Source organism: Butyrivibrio sp. AC2005 (assembly GCF_000424145.1).
In the GTDB taxonomy this organism is placed as follows: Bacteria; Bacillota; Clostridia; order Lachnospirales; family Lachnospiraceae; genus Butyrivibrio.
In genome coordinates this window covers 238226-257440 of the sequence record NZ_KE384137.1, presented here as the reverse complement: position 1 = coordinate 257440, position 19215 = coordinate 238226, and the positions used below count along the sequence as shown (strand labels likewise).

17 protein-coding genes are annotated in these 19215 nt (G+C 37.0%); 16 read left to right on the top strand and 1 reads right to left on the bottom strand.

The annotated features are described in order from the left end of the window. The first annotated feature begins 12 nt into the window (after positions 1-12). Together G602_RS0118130 and G602_RS0118125 are read left to right on the top strand one after the other, a co-directional pair. Positions 13-1722, top strand: coding sequence for a GGDEF domain-containing protein (locus tag G602_RS0118130; RefSeq protein WP_026660229.1), 1710 nt, complete (start codon positions 13-15; stop codon positions 1720-1722). After that, a complete protein-coding gene (locus tag G602_RS0118125; protein ID WP_026660228.1) occupies positions 1715-3391 on the top strand; it encodes a GGDEF domain-containing protein in 1677 nt (558 codons plus the stop codon). Before G602_RS0118130 ends, G602_RS0118125 begins: the two co-directional genes overlap by 8 nt. A gap of 96 nt (positions 3392-3487) precedes the next feature. On the opposite strand, the gene G602_RS0118120 is transcribed toward G602_RS0118125, so the two are convergent. After that, the gene (locus G602_RS0118120; protein WP_026660227.1) at positions 3488-3856 is read right to left on the bottom strand and encodes a response regulator; all 369 of its coding nucleotides are present in this window, start codon (positions 3854-3856) and stop codon (positions 3488-3490) included. Positions 3857-4009: 153 nt separating this feature from the next. Here G602_RS0118120 and G602_RS0118115 point away from each other — a divergent pair, with 153 nt between their 5' ends. From G602_RS0118115 to G602_RS0118050, 14 genes are all read left to right on the top strand, one after another. After that, complete coding sequence (locus tag G602_RS0118115) at positions 4010-4741, top strand: tRNA threonylcarbamoyladenosine dehydratase (protein WP_026660226.1); 732 nt, start codon at positions 4010-4012, stop codon at positions 4739-4741. 12 nt (positions 4742-4753) lie between these two features. Continuing rightward, positions 4754-5947, top strand: a complete 1194-nt coding sequence (gene nspC, locus G602_RS0118110) for a carboxynorspermidine decarboxylase (RefSeq protein WP_026660225.1) — start codon at positions 4754-4756, stop codon at positions 5945-5947. Positions 5948-6024: 77 nt separating this feature from the next. Then, a complete protein-coding gene (upp, locus tag G602_RS0118105) occupies positions 6025-6654 on the top strand; it encodes a uracil phosphoribosyltransferase (protein ID WP_026660223.1) in 630 nt (209 codons plus the stop codon). Between the two features lie 120 nt (positions 6655-6774). Next, complete coding sequence (gene aguA, locus G602_RS0118100; protein ID WP_026660222.1) at positions 6775-7938, top strand: agmatine deiminase; 1164 nt, start codon at positions 6775-6777, stop codon at positions 7936-7938. Positions 7939-7984: 46 nt separating this feature from the next. Then, positions 7985-8908: an N-carbamoylputrescine amidase gene (aguB, locus tag G602_RS0118095; RefSeq protein ID WP_081676068.1), complete on the top strand. Its 924-nt coding sequence runs from the start codon at positions 7985-7987 to the stop codon at positions 8906-8908. Positions 8909-9093: 185 nt separating this feature from the next. Next, positions 9094-9342, top strand: coding sequence for a ferrous iron transport protein A (locus tag G602_RS0118090; RefSeq protein ID WP_026660220.1), 249 nt, complete (start codon positions 9094-9096; stop codon positions 9340-9342). A gap of 10 nt (positions 9343-9352) precedes the next feature. Further along, entirely contained in the window at positions 9353-10822 is a 1470-nt protein-coding gene (gene gltX, locus G602_RS0118085; protein WP_026660219.1) for a glutamate--tRNA ligase, read from the top strand. Position 10823: 1 nt separating this feature from the next. After that, complete coding sequence (locus tag G602_RS27405) at positions 10824-12653, top strand: ATP-dependent helicase (RefSeq protein WP_207638180.1); 1830 nt, start codon at positions 10824-10826, stop codon at positions 12651-12653. A 90-nt stretch (positions 12654-12743) separates the two neighbouring features. Then, complete coding sequence (locus G602_RS0118075) at positions 12744-13874, top strand: DUF4349 domain-containing protein (RefSeq protein WP_026660218.1); 1131 nt, start codon at positions 12744-12746, stop codon at positions 13872-13874. A gap of 182 nt (positions 13875-14056) precedes the next feature. Continuing rightward, a complete protein-coding gene (locus G602_RS29260) occupies positions 14057-16057 on the top strand; it encodes an ATP-binding protein (RefSeq protein WP_049945321.1) in 2001 nt (666 codons plus the stop codon). Positions 16058-16076: 19 nt separating this feature from the next. Continuing rightward, positions 16077-17138 carry a response regulator gene (locus G602_RS0118065; RefSeq protein ID WP_026660217.1) on the top strand — a complete coding sequence of 354 codons (1062 nt, stop codon included), beginning with the start codon at positions 16077-16079 and terminating at the stop codon, positions 17136-17138. A 15-nt stretch (positions 17139-17153) separates the two neighbouring features. Beyond that, positions 17154-17897, top strand: a complete 744-nt coding sequence (locus G602_RS27395) for a response regulator (RefSeq protein ID WP_044932724.1) — start codon at positions 17154-17156, stop codon at positions 17895-17897. Positions 17898-18025: 128 nt separating this feature from the next. Continuing rightward, complete coding sequence (locus G602_RS0118055) at positions 18026-18811, top strand: DUF6033 family protein (protein WP_026660216.1); 786 nt, start codon at positions 18026-18028, stop codon at positions 18809-18811. Between the two features lie 12 nt (positions 18812-18823). Further along, positions 18824-19171, top strand: coding sequence for a DUF1292 domain-containing protein (locus G602_RS0118050; protein WP_049945320.1), 348 nt, complete (start codon positions 18824-18826; stop codon positions 19169-19171). The last annotated feature ends 44 nt before the right edge of the window (positions 19172-19215 follow it).

The following is a 19215-nucleotide window of genomic DNA, read 5'->3' as shown; positions in this document are numbered from 1 at the left end:
AATTGGATTGCAATGAAATATGTGAATGCTAAGTCATTAAAAAGAAAGTTTCCTTCGCTTCCAATACTTTTGATTTTTGTTACTTTTATACTTATAGCTTTTGGAAGTAGCATTTTAACTTCAGAAAAATCACCTGACTTTTGCCAGCTATCTTCAGGCTGGTCTGTTAATCGTGAGGGTAAGGTATCTGAAAACGTTACTCTTTCCGAGTATAGCCTTACCCACACGAAAAAAGGTGAAGTAATAAGTATCTCGCACACAATTCCCATAAGTAAAGAAATAAATTCTGCCGTTATGTTCAAAAGCAGTTTATCTGCAGTTGAAGTGTTTATTGACGGAGAACAGGTTTATTCATATGGCGTAGATTTGTTTAATAAAGGATTATTTATTCCAAAAAAATATAATTTTATATATATTAATGATCCATCTGTGACACATAATCTGAAGATTTCATATACTATTGCAAATAATAATATACATGGTTTATATCCGGTATATTACGGAGAAAAACATGAACTGGTAAGAAACTTTTTGGAATACCACAGATTGTCAATTTTTATTGGAGCTTTCTTTATTATTTATGCATGTATGCTTTTTTCATTAGGACTTTTTCTTTTTCTGTATAAAAGGGAAGGAATGTCATTGTTTTTTAATTCCGCGTTGTCACTGCTTCTCGGAATTTATACCTATGCCTACAACGATATTTTTTGTTTTGTAAGTGATAAGGATTATTTCTTCTCAATTATGGAATATGTTTCTTTATACTTAATACCTTTGTCTATAAGTATTTTGTTATTTACAACTCATCCAAATACTGCCAGGATACGACAGCTCATTATTTTGGTGACAAATATTATTCTGCCTGTTTCTTTCAGATTAATACATCTTTTTAAAGTTTCTCATATTGCGTCATTTGTAATTCCTATTCAACTTATTAGTATCATAGAAATTATTATTATATTGCCACCATTACTATCGGATTTGTATAAAAAGGATAAAGAAAGACGGCAATCGGATACCTATACCGGAATTAATTCTGATAAATACCTTCTTTTAGGATTTATTATTATGATTGCATTTGCTTTTGCAGAGATCATAAAGTTTAACTTTACACGATTTCATGAAAGCTATGAACGTGCAAATATGTTTATGAATATTAATTTTTTAACTTTCGGAATGCTGTATTTTATTATATGTCTTTTTATTTATTACTTTCTAAATGGAATAGAGCATATGAATGATAATAATCTAAAAAAGCATCTTGAGGGACTGGCATATACTGATGCACTGACAGGACTTATGAATAGGGCTAAAACCACGCAACACATGGTTTCTCTTGATGTGCCATATGCTTTGGTAAGCCTTGATCTGGACAGATTAAAATATGTAAATGACACCTACGGTCATATTGAGGGTGACAAAATGATAAAAGCCTTTGCTGATATTCTCAGAAAATCCTTCGAAGGAGCTTCTTTGATAGGCAGAATGGGCGGTGATGAGTTTCTCGTTGTCTATGAAAAACCTGATGCGTATGTATGTGATAAATCGATTCGAATGCTTAAAGAAAATATGAACGAATTTAATAAGGAAAATGATATTTTTACATTATCCGCATCAGCAGGATACGCTTACAGCTATGAAGTGGATGATGGAAATTTTGAATCGGTTTTTTATCTTGCAGATTCCCGAATGTATGAGATGAAGGAGAAACATCATGCGTAGAAGAATCCTTTTTCTTTCTGCTGCATTCATATCCTTTATTGTATTACTGATTATGATACATTTGGTTATAAAGCCCAAGGCTATCAGTAAAATAAATATATTAAACGAAGGATGGGATGTGCTGTATAACGAAACTGAATACAAAGATGTTAAGCTCTCTGCGTTGCGAGGGCTTATCGGCAATGGGACAAAAAAAGGAGACAGGATAATTCTGGTTCATAAGAATATAGAGCTATCAGATTACAGCAGCCCAATTATGATGTTTGAAACCAGATTCAGTGCATTTAAGGTTAGCTGTAACGATAAAATAATTGCTTCTAAGGATTTTGATACCTTTGAAAAAGGAAGGTTTATAGGCTGTGATAATCATTATATAAATCTCCCAAATGTTGAAGAAAATGCATTTGTTAAAATTGAAATACTGGTTTCTGAGGATGGTGCATATAGCTACTATGAACCTGTTGTAATAGGCGAATACACAGATGTTATATTATATCTTTCGTATAATGACTTTTATATTTTTATGATATCTGCATTTCTTATAATATTTGGAATTATGTTTTTGGCTATAGCTATCGGCTTTAGAAGCAGTATTTCAGAAATGAATATGCAAATGTACTCTGCAATTTTGTTTATCATGCTTGGAATATGGTTTCTATCGCAGTTTAAGCTTCTTGACCTGTTTGTTAATACATACGGCCACCAGACAGAAATAGAATACATTTCGTTATATTTGATCGTTCCTATAATGTATATGGTGATGGGGAGCATGCAGAATTATCTGAAAAATAAAGTCTTTCTGTGTTTTTCGATAACAGGTTCCATAATAGCTGTTTTGCCTATTGCAATTCATTACCTTGGCGGTATACATATGAATCAGATGCTCATGGTGTACCAGCTTGATGCTTTTATTCTGTTTCTTTTCATGGTCATAATGCTTGTTAAAGATTCGAAAAATAAACGTATATCTCCATCTGCAACCAATCAGCTTGTGGGACAGGCTGCAATTTCAGTTTCATTTATTTTTAATGTCATATTTTATTATTCTGAAGTGATGGGGATTTCAGAACAGATAATGCTTTCTAAGGTTGCTGTACCTATAGGTACCATGTGTATGGTATTTGCAACTCTTGTTAATTATCATATTTATATTTCTGAGTCTTACGCGAGAAAAAAAGAGAATGAATCCCTTGCTCATCTGGCTTATGCTGATGGATTGACAGGTATATCAAACAGATCAATGTATGAAAAATACTTAAAGGATATGACATTACAGGACAAGGATTATTGTATAATAAGTATCGATCTTAATGGACTAAAGACTATAAATGATGGACAGGGTCACCTGATGGGAGATAAGTACCTTGGCGAGTTCAGCAGTATATTGGATGAATGCTTTTCGGAAAAAGGATTCGTTGCAAGAATAGGCGGGGATGAATTTGTCGCTGTTCTTACAGATGAAAACATTACGCTTGCAGATGAAATTATAAGACGTATAAATTTTGAACTTGAAAAATTAAATCTTAAGGACCCCGTTTATGAAAGAAGTGCTGCATTCGGTTATGCCTTTAGACATGAAGCGGATGATACTGATTTTAATAACATATATCTGCTGGCTGATGAGAGAATGTATAAAAATAAAACAGATATGAAATCTAAAAGAGCATAATAAAATAAAAATCAGGGCAGGCTTCTGAACAGAAAGCTTGCTCTGATTTTTATTTTATATGCACAGATCCGTGCATGAAAGGCAAATTTACACAGCTTAATCTTCTTTGAAAATCTTGCTTAGTGCGCGTAGTACATCACTGGCCATAAAAGGTTTAACAACAAAATCCTTTGCACCTTTCTTTAGGGCGAGAACAATCATAGGCTCCTGTTTCTGATCTGAGCACATAATAACATTGGCATCGGGATCAAACTCCATAACCTGAGTAAGAGCATCAATACCATTCATTTCAGGCATATTAATATCCAAAATAAGAAGGTCCGGTTTTTTTGCCTTGTACTGTTCAACGGCCTCCTTACCAGTTTTGGCTTCACCTATGATTTCATATTTTTCCCTGTCCAGTGAGGATTTAAGCATTTCACGCATAAATGTTGTATCGTCTGCTATAAGAATTCGTTTGCGCATGGTAACTCCAATCTTTTATATAGACAAAAATATATGTTTTATGTAATATAAATCTCCTATAAAATATTATTACAACAAAATTACCTAATATCCAATAAAAAAGAGTTACAATTTCATTAAAGAAAAATAAATTTATTGCTAAAGGGAAAAATTATGAAAGAGATGTTTTCCAGAACAGAGTTATTACTTGGAACAGAAGCTGTGCAGAGGCTGAGTTGCTGTCATATAGCGGTTTTTGGCATAGGAGGCGTTGGAGGATATGTCTGTGAGGCACTTGTCAGAAGCGGTATTGGTGAATTTGACCTTATAGACAGCGACACTGTGGCAGAAAGTAATCTGAACAGACAGATTATTGCAACAAGATCAACAATTGGCAAATATAAAACTGAGGTTATGAAAGAGCGTATGCTTTCAATTAACCCCGATGTTAAAGTAAATATTCATAACTGCTTTTTCCTGCCTGAAAATGCTTCGGAGTTTGATTTTAATAAATATGATTATGTAGTTGACGCTGTGGATACTGTTACAGCAAAGCTTGAAATAATAATGCAGGCGAAAGAAACGGATACACCGGTTATTAGTGCCATGGGAGCAGGCAATAAGCTTGATCCTTCAAGATTTAAGGTCACGGATATCTATAAAACGAGTGTTGATCCTCTCTGCAGAGTCATGAGGCGCGAACTGAAAAAGAGAGATATAAAACATTTGAAGGTTGTGTATTCTGATGAAGAACCTATTAAGGTAGAAATGCGGCAAAAGGATGCAGAAGAACTTAAAGCATCAGGTTCTTCAAGAAGAAGCACCCCCGGCAGCACAGCTTTTACACCTGCTGCCTGCGGACTTGTCATTGCAAGCGAAGTAGTTAAGGATTTAATAAGACTATGATGAGGGTTTTAAATGAAAATAGATGAATTAAAGACACCAGTATACGTTATAGACGAGGTGATACTTCGTGAAAACTGCAAAATATTAAAAGAAGTTCAGGATAAATCCGGGGCAAAAATACTTCTTGCTCAAAAGGCATTTTCAGCATACAGCACATATACTTTAATTGCTGAATATCTTTCAGGAACGACATCCTCCGGTCTTTTTGAAGCAAAGCTTGCATTTGAAGAATTTTATCCTGATGGGCCAAGGAATATGTTCCCTGAGATTCATGTGTTTGAGCCTGCCTTTGGCGCAGAGGAGATGAAGGAAATATGTGACATTGCTGATCATCTGGTTTTCAATTCGCTAAACCAGCTTGAATTTCATCGCAGTGTATGGGAAAAAGCAATCTCTGAAAAGGGCACAAATAACAATCCTGAAATCAGAAACGGATTATCGGTTGGACTTCGCATAAATCCGGAGTTCTCGACTCAGGATGGACATGAAATATATGATCCGTGTGCTCCGGGATCAAGACTTGGCATAAGAAAATGTGACCTTCCGGAAGAACTCCCCAAAGGTGTTGAAGGTCTTCATTTTCACACTCTTTGCGAACAGGGATTTGAACCTTTGAAAAATACATTTACAGCTTTCGAAAAGAGTTTTGGTAAATATTTATCAGAAATAAAATGGCTTAATCTTGGTGGAGGACACCATATCACAAAACCTGATTATAACAGAGACGGTCTTATTGATCTGATTAAGTATATAAAGGAGAAATATTGTATTGAAGTATATCTGGAACCGGGTGAAGCCATTGCCCTTGATGCCGGTTATCTTGTTACTACAGTGATGGATATAGTAAAAACCGATAAATATCCGGTGCTTATTCTTGATACATCTGCTGCCTGCCACATGCCCGACGTTCTTGAAATGCCATACAGACCACCGCTCAAAGACAGCGGCGAAGCTGAGGAAATGCAATATACTTACAGACTGTCTTCACGTACATGCCTTGCAGGCGATGTAATAGGCGACTACAGCTTTGACCACGAAATAAAAATTGGGGAACGACTTACATTTCAGGATATGGCAATTTACAGTATGGTCAAGAACAATACTTTCAACGGTATGCCCTTACCTGATATTGCCATTCTCCACGAAGATGAAAATGCGGACGTTCTAAAACAATTTGGATATGAAGACTTCAAAATGCGACTGTAAAATGATTTTTTAACTATAGTAGCGTCCTTTATCAATATATGATATTATTTTCACAGTAAATTCGGAGGTAGAAGAATATGAAAAATGTTACTGCTATAGATCATCCGCTTATTGAACATAAGCTTTCCATCTTAAGAGACAAGCATACAGGTACAAAGCTTTTCAGAGAGCTTGTAAGCGAGATCGGCGCATATCTTATCTATGAGGCTATGCGTGATGTAGAGCTCGAGGAGACTACAGTTGAGACACCTATTAAGACAATAAAAATGGGCAGACTTAACGAGGATAATTATGCGTTTGCTCCTATTATGAGAGCAGGTATGGGTATGCTTGACGGTGTGCTTAATGTTATTCCCAATGCAAAGATTGCACATGTTGGAATGTATAGAGATAAGCATACATACGAGCCCGTAAATTATTTTTTCAAGGCTCCTGAGGATATCGGAGACAGAGAAGTTATTATTCTGGATCCAATGCTTGCAACCGGTGGCTCTGCATGCGACGCTATTGAGCTTTTCAAAAACAAGGGAGTTAAGAAGATAAGATTTATTTGTCTTATAGCTGCCCCTGAGGGACTTGAGAAAGTTACAACAGAGCATCCCGATGTTCCGATTATATGTGCGCATATAGATGATCAGCTAAATGATCATAAGTACATTGTCCCCGGACTTGGAGATGCCGGAGACCGTATTTTCGGTACAAAATAATTTTAAATAGAAATAGGACAACCGGGCGCAAAGTGTATTGTTCCAAAACCTCGCCAGCAAGGGCATAATCGGTTTTGTTCCAAAGCACTTTGCGCTTTTTATATATGGAGAAATGCAAGTATGAACGGATACTTAAGTGGTAATCCTAAAATTGATGGCTATAGCATGCCTGCTGAATATGATTTACATGACGGTACTCTTATGATCTGGCCCACAAGACCTGGAAGCTGGGGCAAGAATCCGACAGAAGCCCAGAAAGCCTTTTGCAGTATTTTTAAAGAGATAATAAAAAGTGAAAAGCTGTATATTCTGGTAGCTCAAAAGGATATGGAGAATGCCAGGGCTTTCATCAAGGAAAATGTTCCGGAATTTGAAAAAATAAATATTATTGAAATGGATTCCGACGATTCCTGGGCAAGAGATGTAGGTCCGACCTTTGTAAGAAATGAAAATGGAGATATTCGCGGTATAGACTGGGAGTTTAATGCCTGGGGCGGAGAATATGACGGATTATACAGCAGCTGGGATAAGGATGATAAAATTGCCTCTGAATTCTGCAGTGTTCTTAATGTAAATAAATATGATGCGCATCCTTTTGTTTTAGAGGGAGGATCAATTCACTCCGATGGTGAAGGCACAATAATGGTTACCGAGAGCTGTCTTTTAAGCAAAGGACGCAATCCGGGGCTTTCAAAATCTGAAATTGAAGAAAAACTTAAAGAATATCTTGGAGCAGAAAAAGTTCTATGGCTACCTTGCGGAATCTATAATGATGAAACCAATGAGCATGTTGATAATGTATGTGCTTTTATTGCTCCCGGAGAAGTGGTTCTGGCATGGACTGACAACAAAGATGACCCTCAATATGAAATGTCGTTAAGAGATTATGAATATCTTGAAACGGTAACTGATGCACGGAACAGAAGGCTTAAAATTCATAAGCTTCCGATACCTGATAATCCTGTTTGCTGCAATAAAGAGGATATAGATAATTATATCTTTGAAGAGGGCGAAGATGAGCGCGAAGTAGGTGAAAGACTGGCCGCAAGCTATGTAAACTTTTATTTTACCAATACAGAAGTGCTTTTTCCTGCCTTTGGGGGTGATAATAAGGAAAGTGATGAGCGTGCCGTAAATATACTTTCCGGGATATGTAAAAACCGTACAGTTATTCCTATTGATGCGAGAGCGATACTTTTAGGCGGTGGAAATATACATTGTATAACCCAGCAGATACCTGCTGATATCAGTAATATGAGGCGCAAGGTTATTTGTTTTGAATAATTTAAAACAAATATATTAAGTGAGATATATTAAGTGAGGCAAAAAAATGTATAAGGACAATACATCAACAACAGTTGCAGCAATACAGTTTGCATGTGGTAAGGAAGCTTATAAAAATCCCGAAATGTCGGATTACGAACTTGTGAGGGCGAATATAAAGAAAGCTGATAAGCTTGTAAGAAAGGCAGCTTCTCAGGGAGCGCAGATTATTCTTCTTTCAGAGCTGTTTGAAAGACAGTATTTTTGCCAGGAAAGAAGATATGATTACTATGATTATGCTACGCCTGCTTCTAAAAATATGGCAGTTCAGCATTTTAGGGATGTTTGCAGAGAGCTTTCTGTAGTGATGCCTATCAGTTTTTATGAGAGAGAAGGCAATGTATTATACAATTCCGTAGCCATGATAGATGCTGATGGCGATATACTTGGAGTATACAGAAAAACTCATATTCCGGATGATCATTACTATCAGGAAAAATTCTATTTTACACCTGGAGATTCCGGATTCCGCGTTTTTGAGACTGCTTATGGCCGGGTTGGCGTCGGCATATGCTGGGATCAGTGGTTCCCTGAGACAGCAAGATGCCTTGCACTTCAGGGGGCAGATATTATTCTATATCCTACAGCCATCGGTTCTGAACCCATTCTTAACGTAGACAGCTCAGGTCATTGGCAGAGAACTATGCAGGGACATTCTGCCGCTAATATAATTCCTGTGGTTGCAGCTAATCGTATCGGAACTGAGAATGTTGTTCCTGCAGAAGAAAACGGTGGTCAGCTTTCATCACTAAAATTTTACGGTCATAGCTTCATGACAGACGAAACCGGTGATATCCTTAGGCAGGCAGGAGATAATTCGGAAGAAATCATAATGGCTGTTTATGATTTTCATGAAATAAGACAAAACAGACTTTCCTGGGGGCTTTTCAGAGACAGACGCCCGGAATGTTATAAAGAAATCGTTGAATAATTCAAATTAAAGAGCTAATATATTTAATTGGCTTTAGCGAATTAAAGCGGTGCTCTTTTCATTTGGTATAAGGTGTTATATAATTTCAAAGCATGCGCAGATTTTTAGAATGTCACGAATACAATTTGATATATGATTGTATTGCAATCTGCCATATGTAGTATATATTTTTATGAGGTAGTTGTATGACACTTACAGATGGGGAGAAGAACGGCGTTTATCTCGTTAAGGAGCTGAATGTCGAACAGCAGGTCTATTCTAAAAGACTAAAATCCATAGGTATCAGATATGGATCTCATGTAAAGGTTATCAATAAAAAAGAACGCGGCGGTCTCATTATACAGGTTGAGAAAAAACAAATTGCATTATGCCGCAACGTAGCTTCGGGAATAATCGTTGAATTTGAGAAAAAAGAATATCCGGAGGTTATGTAAAAGGAGAGATATGACACAGAAAATCAGAACCCGTTATGCACCAAGTCCGACAGGAAGAATGCATGTAGGAAACTTAAGAACCGCACTTTATGCTTATCTTATTTCCAAGCACGAGGGCGGTGATTTTATCCTCAGAATTGAGGATACTGATCAGGAGCGCTATGTTGAGGGTGCGACTGAAATCATTTACAGAACGCTTGAAAAGACAGGACTTATACATGATGAAGGCCCCGATAAGGATGGTGGAGTAGGTCCCTACGTTCAGAGTGAAAGACAGAAATCCGGTATATATATGGAGTATGCCAAGAAGCTCATTGATAAAGGAGAAGCATATTACTGCTTCTGTGACGAGCAAAGACTTGCTACTCTTGTTCAGGAAATTGATGATGGAAACGGCGGTAAAAAAGAGATAAGCGTTTATGATAAGCATTGTCTCCACCTTTCGAAGGAAGAGGTAGAAAAGAATCTTGCTGAGGGTAAGCCTTTTGTCATCAGACAAAATAATCCCACAGAAGGAACAACTACTTTCCACGATGAGCTTTACGGTGATGTTACTGTTGAGAATAAAGAGCTTGATGACATGGTACTTATTAAGTCAGACGGCTATCCGACCTACAACTTTGCTAATGTAGTGGATGACCATCTTATGGGAATCACACATGTTGTAAGAGGAAACGAGTATATTTCATCATCTCCGAAATATAACAGACTTTACGATGCTTTCGGATGGGAAGTTCCGAAGTACATCCATTGTCCGCTTATAACTGATGAAGAGCATCACAAGTTAAGTAAGAGAAGCGGTCATTCATCTTTTGAGGATCTTGTTGAACAGGGATTTTTAGCTGAGACGGTTGTAAACTTTGTTGCACTTCTTGGCTGGTCACCGGATGACAACAGTGAGATCATGAGTCTTGAAGAGCTTGTTCAGAAATTTGACTACAGACGTATAAACAAATCACCTGCTGTATTTGATTATACAAAGCTTAAATGGATGAATGGTGAATATCTTAAGAAGATGGATGATGAAGAGTTCTACAAGCTTGCAGAACCTTACATGAAGGAGGTTATTAAGAAAGACCTCGATCTTCACAAGATTGCAGCAATGATAAAAACAAGAATCGAGATATGGCCCGATATTCCGGAAATGATTGATTTCTTTGAAGAAATGCCTGATTATGACATTTCAATTTACAAACATAAGAAGATGAAGACAGATGAAGCTTCGTCTCTTGCAGTTCTTAAGGAACTGCTTCCTATTCTTGAAGCCCAGGATGATTATAGCAATGATGCTTTATATGCAAGACTCCAGGAATATATCAAGGAAAAAGAGTATAAAAACGGATATGTTTTATGGCCTATTCGTATAGCTGTTTCAGGTAAAGCCATGACTCCCTGCGGTGCAACCGAAGCAATGGAAGTTATTGGAAAGGAAGAGACTCTTAAGAGATTAAAGGAGTCTATTTCAAAGCTTGAAGCCTGATTTGAGCTTAAAGTGTAATTCCGCTCAGAAATGTGCTATTGAGCACTTTGAAGGACCTGCTTGTGTTATAGCAGGTCCCGGAAGCGGAAAAACCTTTGTTATTATCCAAAGAATACTTAATCTGATCCGGAAGGGAGTTAGTCCGGGTTCAATTCTTACGATAACTTTTACAAAGGCAGCTGCGATAGAAATGCAGCAGAGATTTATAAAAGAAACTGATTCGTTGTATCCGGAGGTTCTCTTCGGAACATTCCATTCCATTTTTTATCATATTTTAGATAACAAAAACTGTACTATTTTAAAAGAAAAAGATAAGTACAAAATACTCAGTAATGTGTTGCAGGGCAAAGACTATGACAATGAATCCTTAAGGCTATTACTTTCTGAGATTTCAAGGCTTAAGAATACAGGTGAAAGTCCCGAAAACTGTGACAAGGGTGTTCCTTTTTATGAAATATTTCCTGATATCTACAATGAATATTGTCAGATTTTAAAGGAACAATCACTGATAGATTTTGATGATATGGTACTTCTGTGCAGAGATTATCTGGTTTCGAGACCTGATATAAGAAGAAAATGGCAGGAGAGACTGTCGTTTATTCAGATTGATGAATATCAGGATATAAACAGAATGCAATTTGAAGTTGTACGTCTTTTACTTAGTGATAAGAAAAATCTGTTTGTGGTTGGGGATGATGATCAGGCTATATATGGTTTTAGGGGCTCTGATCCAAAGCTTATGCTTTCCTTTACAGAACATTTTGATAATGCAAAACAAATATTACTGGATACTAATTACAGATGCGCACCTGATATTTTAAATGCTTCCAAACTGGTTATAGAAGAGAATAATATAAGATTTAAAAAAGATATAAGAGCAGGAAAATCAGGAAGCAAAGGTGTTTTGCAAGGTTCCTCCTATACTGACAGAACAGAGGAATATGCAGGTATAATAAAAAAGATAGGTGAGCTTAATAAAAGGATAAGCTTATCAGACATTGCTGTGATAGTAAGAACCAATACAGAGGCAACAGGTATTGCAAAGATTCTTACAGATGCAAATATTCCGTGCTTTTATAAAGAAAGGATAACTGCACTTCATGAAAAACCTGTGATAATGGATATTCTTGCATATATGTCCTTTGCAAAAAACGGGCAAAAGAGAAGTGATTTTATAAGAATAATGAACAAGCCTGTCAGATATATATGCAGAGAATGCTGTAAAAACGAGACAATCAGTGAGAAAGATATTGTCGGGTACTATCAGAGAAAGGGTAAGCTTTCAATGACAACTACAACCCAAAAGTTCTTTCGGGATTTGAAACTACTGGGGAAACTTAGTCCGAAAGGTGCAGTCCATTATATACGTGGCTATCTTGGATATGACAAATATTTAAAAGAAAAATATATCGGAAATGAAAAGACAAAAATAATCCATATGGAAGAGCTTGATGAATTTGAAAAGCTTTGTGCCACTTTCCGCGATTATGATGAATTATTGGAATATCTTGAAGATACATCAAAGACTCTTGAGAGTATGAGAAAAGAAAAATGTACAAATAAAAGAGGAGTACGCATTATGACAATGCATGCGTCCAAGGGACTTGAATTTAAAGCAGTTATATTACCGGATTTAAATGAGGGAATTGTGCCATCAAGAAAAAGTATTACAATCGAGGAGATTGAAGAAGAGCGAAGAATGCTTTATGTAGCAATGACCAGAGCTAAGGAGGAACTGTATCTGGGATTTGTTAGAGGAACACGTGAAAATCCCATGAGAATGTCAGGCTTTTTAAGACCTGTAGGATATCTTTTTGAGAATAAACAATAAGTTAAATACTATAAAACAATAGATTATTGTTCGTCATTTTGATAAAATAATAATGTATTTTTAATTTGAAAAGATACATGGAGGGTAATTATGAAAAGGAAATATTTAAAGGGATTAAAATTTCTTACCGGAGCGCTTCTATATGTTATGTTTGTTACCGGGTGCGGTGACGACTCTTATTCTGCATCAAAGGAATCTGCAACCGAAAGCTACGCTGCGGAAGAGGCGGCGTACGAAGATGGCGGAATTTATGAAGCAGATTACGAAGCTTATGAAGGAAGCTCTAATTCAAGCGGTACTCAGGCTGAAGAGGTGACTGAAGGACAATCAGCAGCCAAGCAAAAAAGAAAACTCATAACAAATATGAGTATGAGTACTGAAACTAAAGAGTTTGATAAGACTATTGATTTTCTTCAGAAAAGAACAGATGAGCTTGGAGGATACGTTGAAAGCTTTAGCACTGATAAGAGCTCATATTCAGATGAAAGAAAAGCCAATCTTACACTTAGAATTCCCGAAGAAAAGCTTTCAGGTTTTGTAAGTGAAGTTGCTGAAAAGAGTAATATTACTTCGCAGGACATGAATGTTACAGATGTGACTTTGACCTATGCTGATTTAGAGAGTCACAGAAATGCGCTTCGGGCAGAAGAAGATCAGCTTCTTACTCTCATGGAAAGAGCTGAAACAATTGAAGACATTATGACAATTCAGGATAAGCTGACCGATGTCCGTTATCAATTGGAATCAATGGAATCTCAGCTTAGAACCTATGACAATCAGATAACCTTCAGCACTTTGAAGGTTTCGGTAAGAGAGGTTATAGAGTACACTCCTGAACCTGTGAAGAATCCTACATATCTTGAAAGAGCAAGAGATGGATTTTTTGAGAATTGCAGTGCGGTAGCGACATTCTTTAAGGAATTGTCACTTCTGATAATTACTCATCTGCCTGTGCTCCTCATTCTTCTGGTTATTGTAATTATCATAATTTCAATAATCAGATTTGCCGATAAGAAGCATAAGGAAAAAATGGCAAAGAGGCAGCCGGTTGCTCCCGGACGGGTTCCCGGAGGTATGCCGCCTGTTCATCCAAATGGTATGCCGCCTGTAACACCTCCAAGAGGTCCCATTTCCACAGCTTTGCACCAGGAACGTGAAAGCAATAATCAAAATGGACCAAAAGACGAATCTGAGAAAAAGGATGAATCTAAAAAGGACTGATGACAGAATAAAATAAAGGTTTTATGCCCTTGGAAAATTATAAATTCCAAGGGCATTTTTTTGTTATATTTTTTTAATAACTGAGATTATTGTTATTGAATAACGCTAATGATATGATGAAAAAAAGTACTTTATAAGTGGGAGTATGTTGATTATTAAGCATATTACGGAGATGTCTGCCGATGCTTAGAGAAACTCTTGAAAAATTTAAAAAAGAAGAGGACAAATATTTCGAAATCAGCGAACAGAGCATTATTCGTACAAATATGTCTGTTCAGAGAAAGATGTCTATTACAATTGTAGGCATCTACTTAATAATGCTTATTTTTGCAAAGGTACTTCTCCAGGGCTTCCGTGTACACAAAATTTATTATGCGCTTTTTACTTTGATTGTATTGTTTTTTGTGACTAATCAGTTTTTAAAGGACAGAGTTGTCACAATGAAAATATGCAGAACGGAGTCCATTATTTTTTATGGTCTCTTGTATCTTGGACTGATCAGTATTGATATTTTACCTTATAAAAATCAGCCTGCAGGTCTTTTCCCTTTTTTTCTTATAATGTTTTCGATAATTTATATAGACAGGCTGAAGGTATATGTGGTGTTTGACCTCATACTGTCAATTGTTTTTTGCGTATTATGCTTTTTTTGGAAAGAGGATTTTTATTCATCAAGAGACGTTTTTTCTGTAATATCATGTCTTTTTGTGTCTGCCATAAGTACTGTTATTGTTGTGCATTTGCGGATCAGGGAGGCTCTTAATGCTGCAAGCTTAGAGGAATTAAGCAGCAAGGCTGCTGAGGCAGAGGCAAATGCCATAGCAGCAAATGGTGCAAAAACACAGTTTTTGTCACAGATGTCACATGAAATAAGGACACCTATTAATGCTATTTTGGGAATGAACGAGCTTATTTTAAGAGAGTATGATGACCCTGAGTTAAAACGATACTCACATGGCATCAAGACTGCAGGTAATACTCTTTTAGCACTTGTAAATGATGTCTTGGATTTTTCAAAAATAGAAGCAGGAAAGATGGAGCTCTATAATGTGGATTACGATTTGGCAGACATGATTACAGAGCTTGTCAATATGGTGGATGAGAGAGCCAAGAATAAAGGCCTTAAGCTGAATGTCATAGTAAACAGTCAGACTCCTCATCTTTTATACGGTGATAATGTCAGACTAAAGCAGGTAATTCTTAATATACTTACTAATGCAATCAAGTATACAGAGCATGGCGAAGTAAGATTTTCAGTTGACTATATATCAGGTGGTCATTTGGATGTACAGGGGATTATCGGCCTGAAAATATCAGTTTCAGACACCGGAATCGGAATACGCGAAGAGGACATGCAAAAATTGTTTGCTCCTTTTGAGAGACTTGAAGGATCCAGAAACAGAAACGTTGAAGGCTCAGGACTCGGCATGAGTATTGTACAGAAGTTTTTGCAGCTGATGAATTCCGAGCTTCATGTTAAGAGTGAATACGGAAAAGGTTCAACGTTCTCTTTTGTTGTAAATCAAAAGACGCGAAGCTGGGAGCCCATCGGTGATTTCAAGCTGACCTATGACCGCATAATACAGGATGACAGTAAATATAAGGAACTGTTTACCGCACCGGATGCCAAAATACTTATTGTTGATGATAATGACATAAATCTTGTTGTTGCAAGAAATCTGTTGAAGGATACGCATGTAAATATTGATACTGCAAGCAGTGGTAAGGAAGCTCTTGAGATGACGAAGGATGTCAAATACGACATAATGCTTATAGACCACAGGATGCCTGAAATGGATGGAATGGAGCTGCTTTGGAGACTTAGGAGTGAAGAATCCAACCCTAATAAGGATACCCCTAGTATTGCGCTTACAGCTAATGCTTTTGCGGGGGCAAGGGATGTTTATCAGAAATCAGGTTTCGAGGATTATCTTTCAAAACCAATAATCGGAGACTCACTGGAAAAAATGCTTATAAAGTATCTTCCTAAGGAAAAGGTAAACACAGGAGAGAAGTCGGATAAAGAAAAGAAAAAGCCTGTCAGGGTTATAAAAAATACTTCCGATCAGTATGGGACGAATAGCAGCCTGTCAAATATTACCGATATAAGAGAAAACTACTCTAATGATAAAGAGTTGTATGATGCAATTGGGCTTTTGATGCATAGAGCTAATACCAGATGACATATATCCGGAGGCTAAAGTGAACGAAAAAGTTTTGATAGTTGATGATTCCGAACTTGATAGATTTTTTATAAAAAAGCTGCTGGAATACCTGGGCGTTGATTCTGATGAGGCGGATAGCGGAAAAGATTGCCTAAAGGCAGTAAAATCAAATGAATACGCACTCATTCTTATGGATTATCTCATGCCGTCCATGACAGGTATACAGACACTTTCCGAGATGAGAGGAAGCATTCGAAACGGTAATGAAATTACTCCTGTTATCGCACTTGTATCACCTGATGATCCGGATGAAGGAAAGCTTTGTCTGGAAGCGGGATTTACAAATTATCTTGATAAGCCAGTTGACTTTAAACAACTTATGGCGGTTCTGATAATGTATCTTCCGGATAGTGCAAGAGCTGAATTAAAACTGCCAAATGAGGACAGAAGGCCTGACATAATTCAGACAGATACTCAGTCGCCTAGACCGGTACAGGAAGAAAAAGCACCCTACAATGACGTAATAGCGGCTATCTCCAAGGTGAAAGAGATCGATTATCAAAAAGGTATATCTCTGTGCGGGTCGGATGAAGGATATATTACCGCATTGGATATCTTTTATAATTCAATAGATGTAAAGGCTGATGAAATAGAAGGGTATTATAAAAACGAAGACTATAAAAACTATACTATCAAGGTACATGCCCTTAAAAGCTCTGCAAATCTTATTGGTGCAACAAAACTTTGGTCAGATGCAAAGGATCTGGAGGATGCGGGAAACAATAATAACATAGAAAAAATAAAAAACGAAACAGATGCTCTTTTGGCTGATTACAGGTCCTTTAAGGAAAAACTTTCATTTATGTCAAAGGACACTGATGATGAAAAAACGCCTGTTTCGGAAGCAGCACTAAGTGATGCCTATGCAGCGCTTTCTGAATTTATTGAAGCAATGGACTTTGATCTGGCTGATATGGTTATTAAATCGATGAAGGATTACAAACTTCCTGATAAGGATGACAGGATATTTAAAGAAATGGAACGACTGTTAACGGGACTTAATTGGGAAGACATGAAGAAGGTTATTGAAGAAAGATAGGATACGGAGAAGACTATGGCAAAGAAAGTAACTATCATAAGTTCAAATGAAACCTTTATGGTAAAGGGACTTATCATGAAGCTGAAGGATGTAGGGATAGAAGCATCTTTTTCTTCCGATAAGGTAGAAGATCTTCAAAAAAATCAGGAATCCGCTACTGTTTTTATCTATTATCTGGACGAAATAATTCCGAAGTCCCTGATTTATCTGAAGGACTTGTGTCTTGAAACACACAGGCAGGTTATTTTTATAAGCAATCCTTTGGAGTATGAGGAAGCTCTTACTTATCTGCCTGAATCACATGTACACAGTTTCTTTGAGAGACCGCTTCAAATGGATACTTTCATAGAAACCATGGACAAATTTTTCATGGATGAACTGCTGGAAACCAATAAAAAGAGCATTCTTATAGTTGATGATGATGTGACTTATATGCGAACAATCAGAGACTGGCTTAAGGATGATTATAAGGTTTCCATGGCTAACTCGGGAATTCAGGCTATTACCTGGCTTGCTAAAAATAAAGCAGATCTGATACTTCTTGATTATGAAATGCCTGTTACACCGGGGCCCAAGGTTCTTGAAATGTTTAAAAGTGATATGAGTATAAAGGATATTCCGGTAATGTTTCTTACTGCAAAGGGCGATAAGGCAAGTATAGTAAGAGTGCTTGCTCTTAAACCGGCTGATTATATCCTGAAAACTGTAGATAAGAATTCATTACACTTAAAGATAGACAATTACTTTAGAATGAAATAATTATTTTTAAAATTTTTTATATGAAACTATTAAGTATTAAGATATATTATCCGATAAAAATATTGGAGTAGTATATCCATTTAAGCGACACGGATGTTGCGGGTTCTAAAAACAAAGGAGGGTTTCATATGAACATGGTGAACGGACTTGGTTCGAATATAGTGAACCAGTTGAATGCTTATCAACCAAAAAAACGCGAAGCTGATAAAACTGAACATACTAAAAAGTCTGAGGCTCCTATTTCTATGCAGAAGAATAAGTCTGTTTCCGAGAGCCATATCCAGGAAGGCGTTGAGTTGTCCGATGGTGCAAAAAAACTTTTGGATGAACTTAAAGAAAAGTATGGAAATATGGACTTTTTTGTGTCAAACTATTCATCAGATGAAGAAGCTGAGGATATTTTGTCAAGAGGTACCAAGGAATACAGCGTACTGATAGATCCGGAAACGTTGGAAAAAATGGCTGCCGACGAAGAAACAAAGAGCAAATATATGGGCATCATCGATGAATCAACAGGTAAGCTGGATGAGATGAAGGAACAACTTGAAGAATCCGGGCAAAAGGTTGATTCCATAGGAATTAAGATTGATGCTGAAGGTACTGTTCAGTTCTTTGCAAAGATTCGTGAGCAGAATGAGAAATATCAGAAGCAGGTTGCCGATGACAAGGAGGCTGCAAAAGCCGAGGAAGCTAAAGCAGAGAAGCGCAAAGAACGGGAAGAAGCTATGGAGAAGCTCCGTGAAGGACCGGGCATAAATCCTTATGGAAAGAAAGAACCTCCATATGAGAAAACTACTACTGTTTACGCTGATTCGGTAGAAGAACTATTGGAAAAAATAAAGAATGTTGACTGGAGTCAGATTGAAGCAACGCCTGTTAAGGGGTATGGTCAAAAGATTGACTTTACAGTCTAAACGGAGGTGCACATGATCTTTTCAGAGATCGCTACAGAGATGAATACTAAAATTCAGAACGATGAGCAGATTACAGTGGATATTGAGCTCGATGACGGCAAAAATGTAACCTGTGCAGTTCTGATAGTACTGACAGTTCAGAATAAGGATTATATTGTTCTTCTTCCGCTTGATGAGCATGGTCAGAATAATGATGGAAATGTATGGTTTTACGAGTTTATCCAGAAATCAAAGGATGATGAACCTACACTTGGTTACATCGAAGATGATGATGAATATGAAGCTGTTGCAGATGCTTTTGATGAGTATCTTGATGACGTGGAATTTGATGAACTCATTGATGCTGATCCTGAAGACTGAGAAGATCATTAAGAGATTGTTTTTACTATACGAGGTAGTATGGA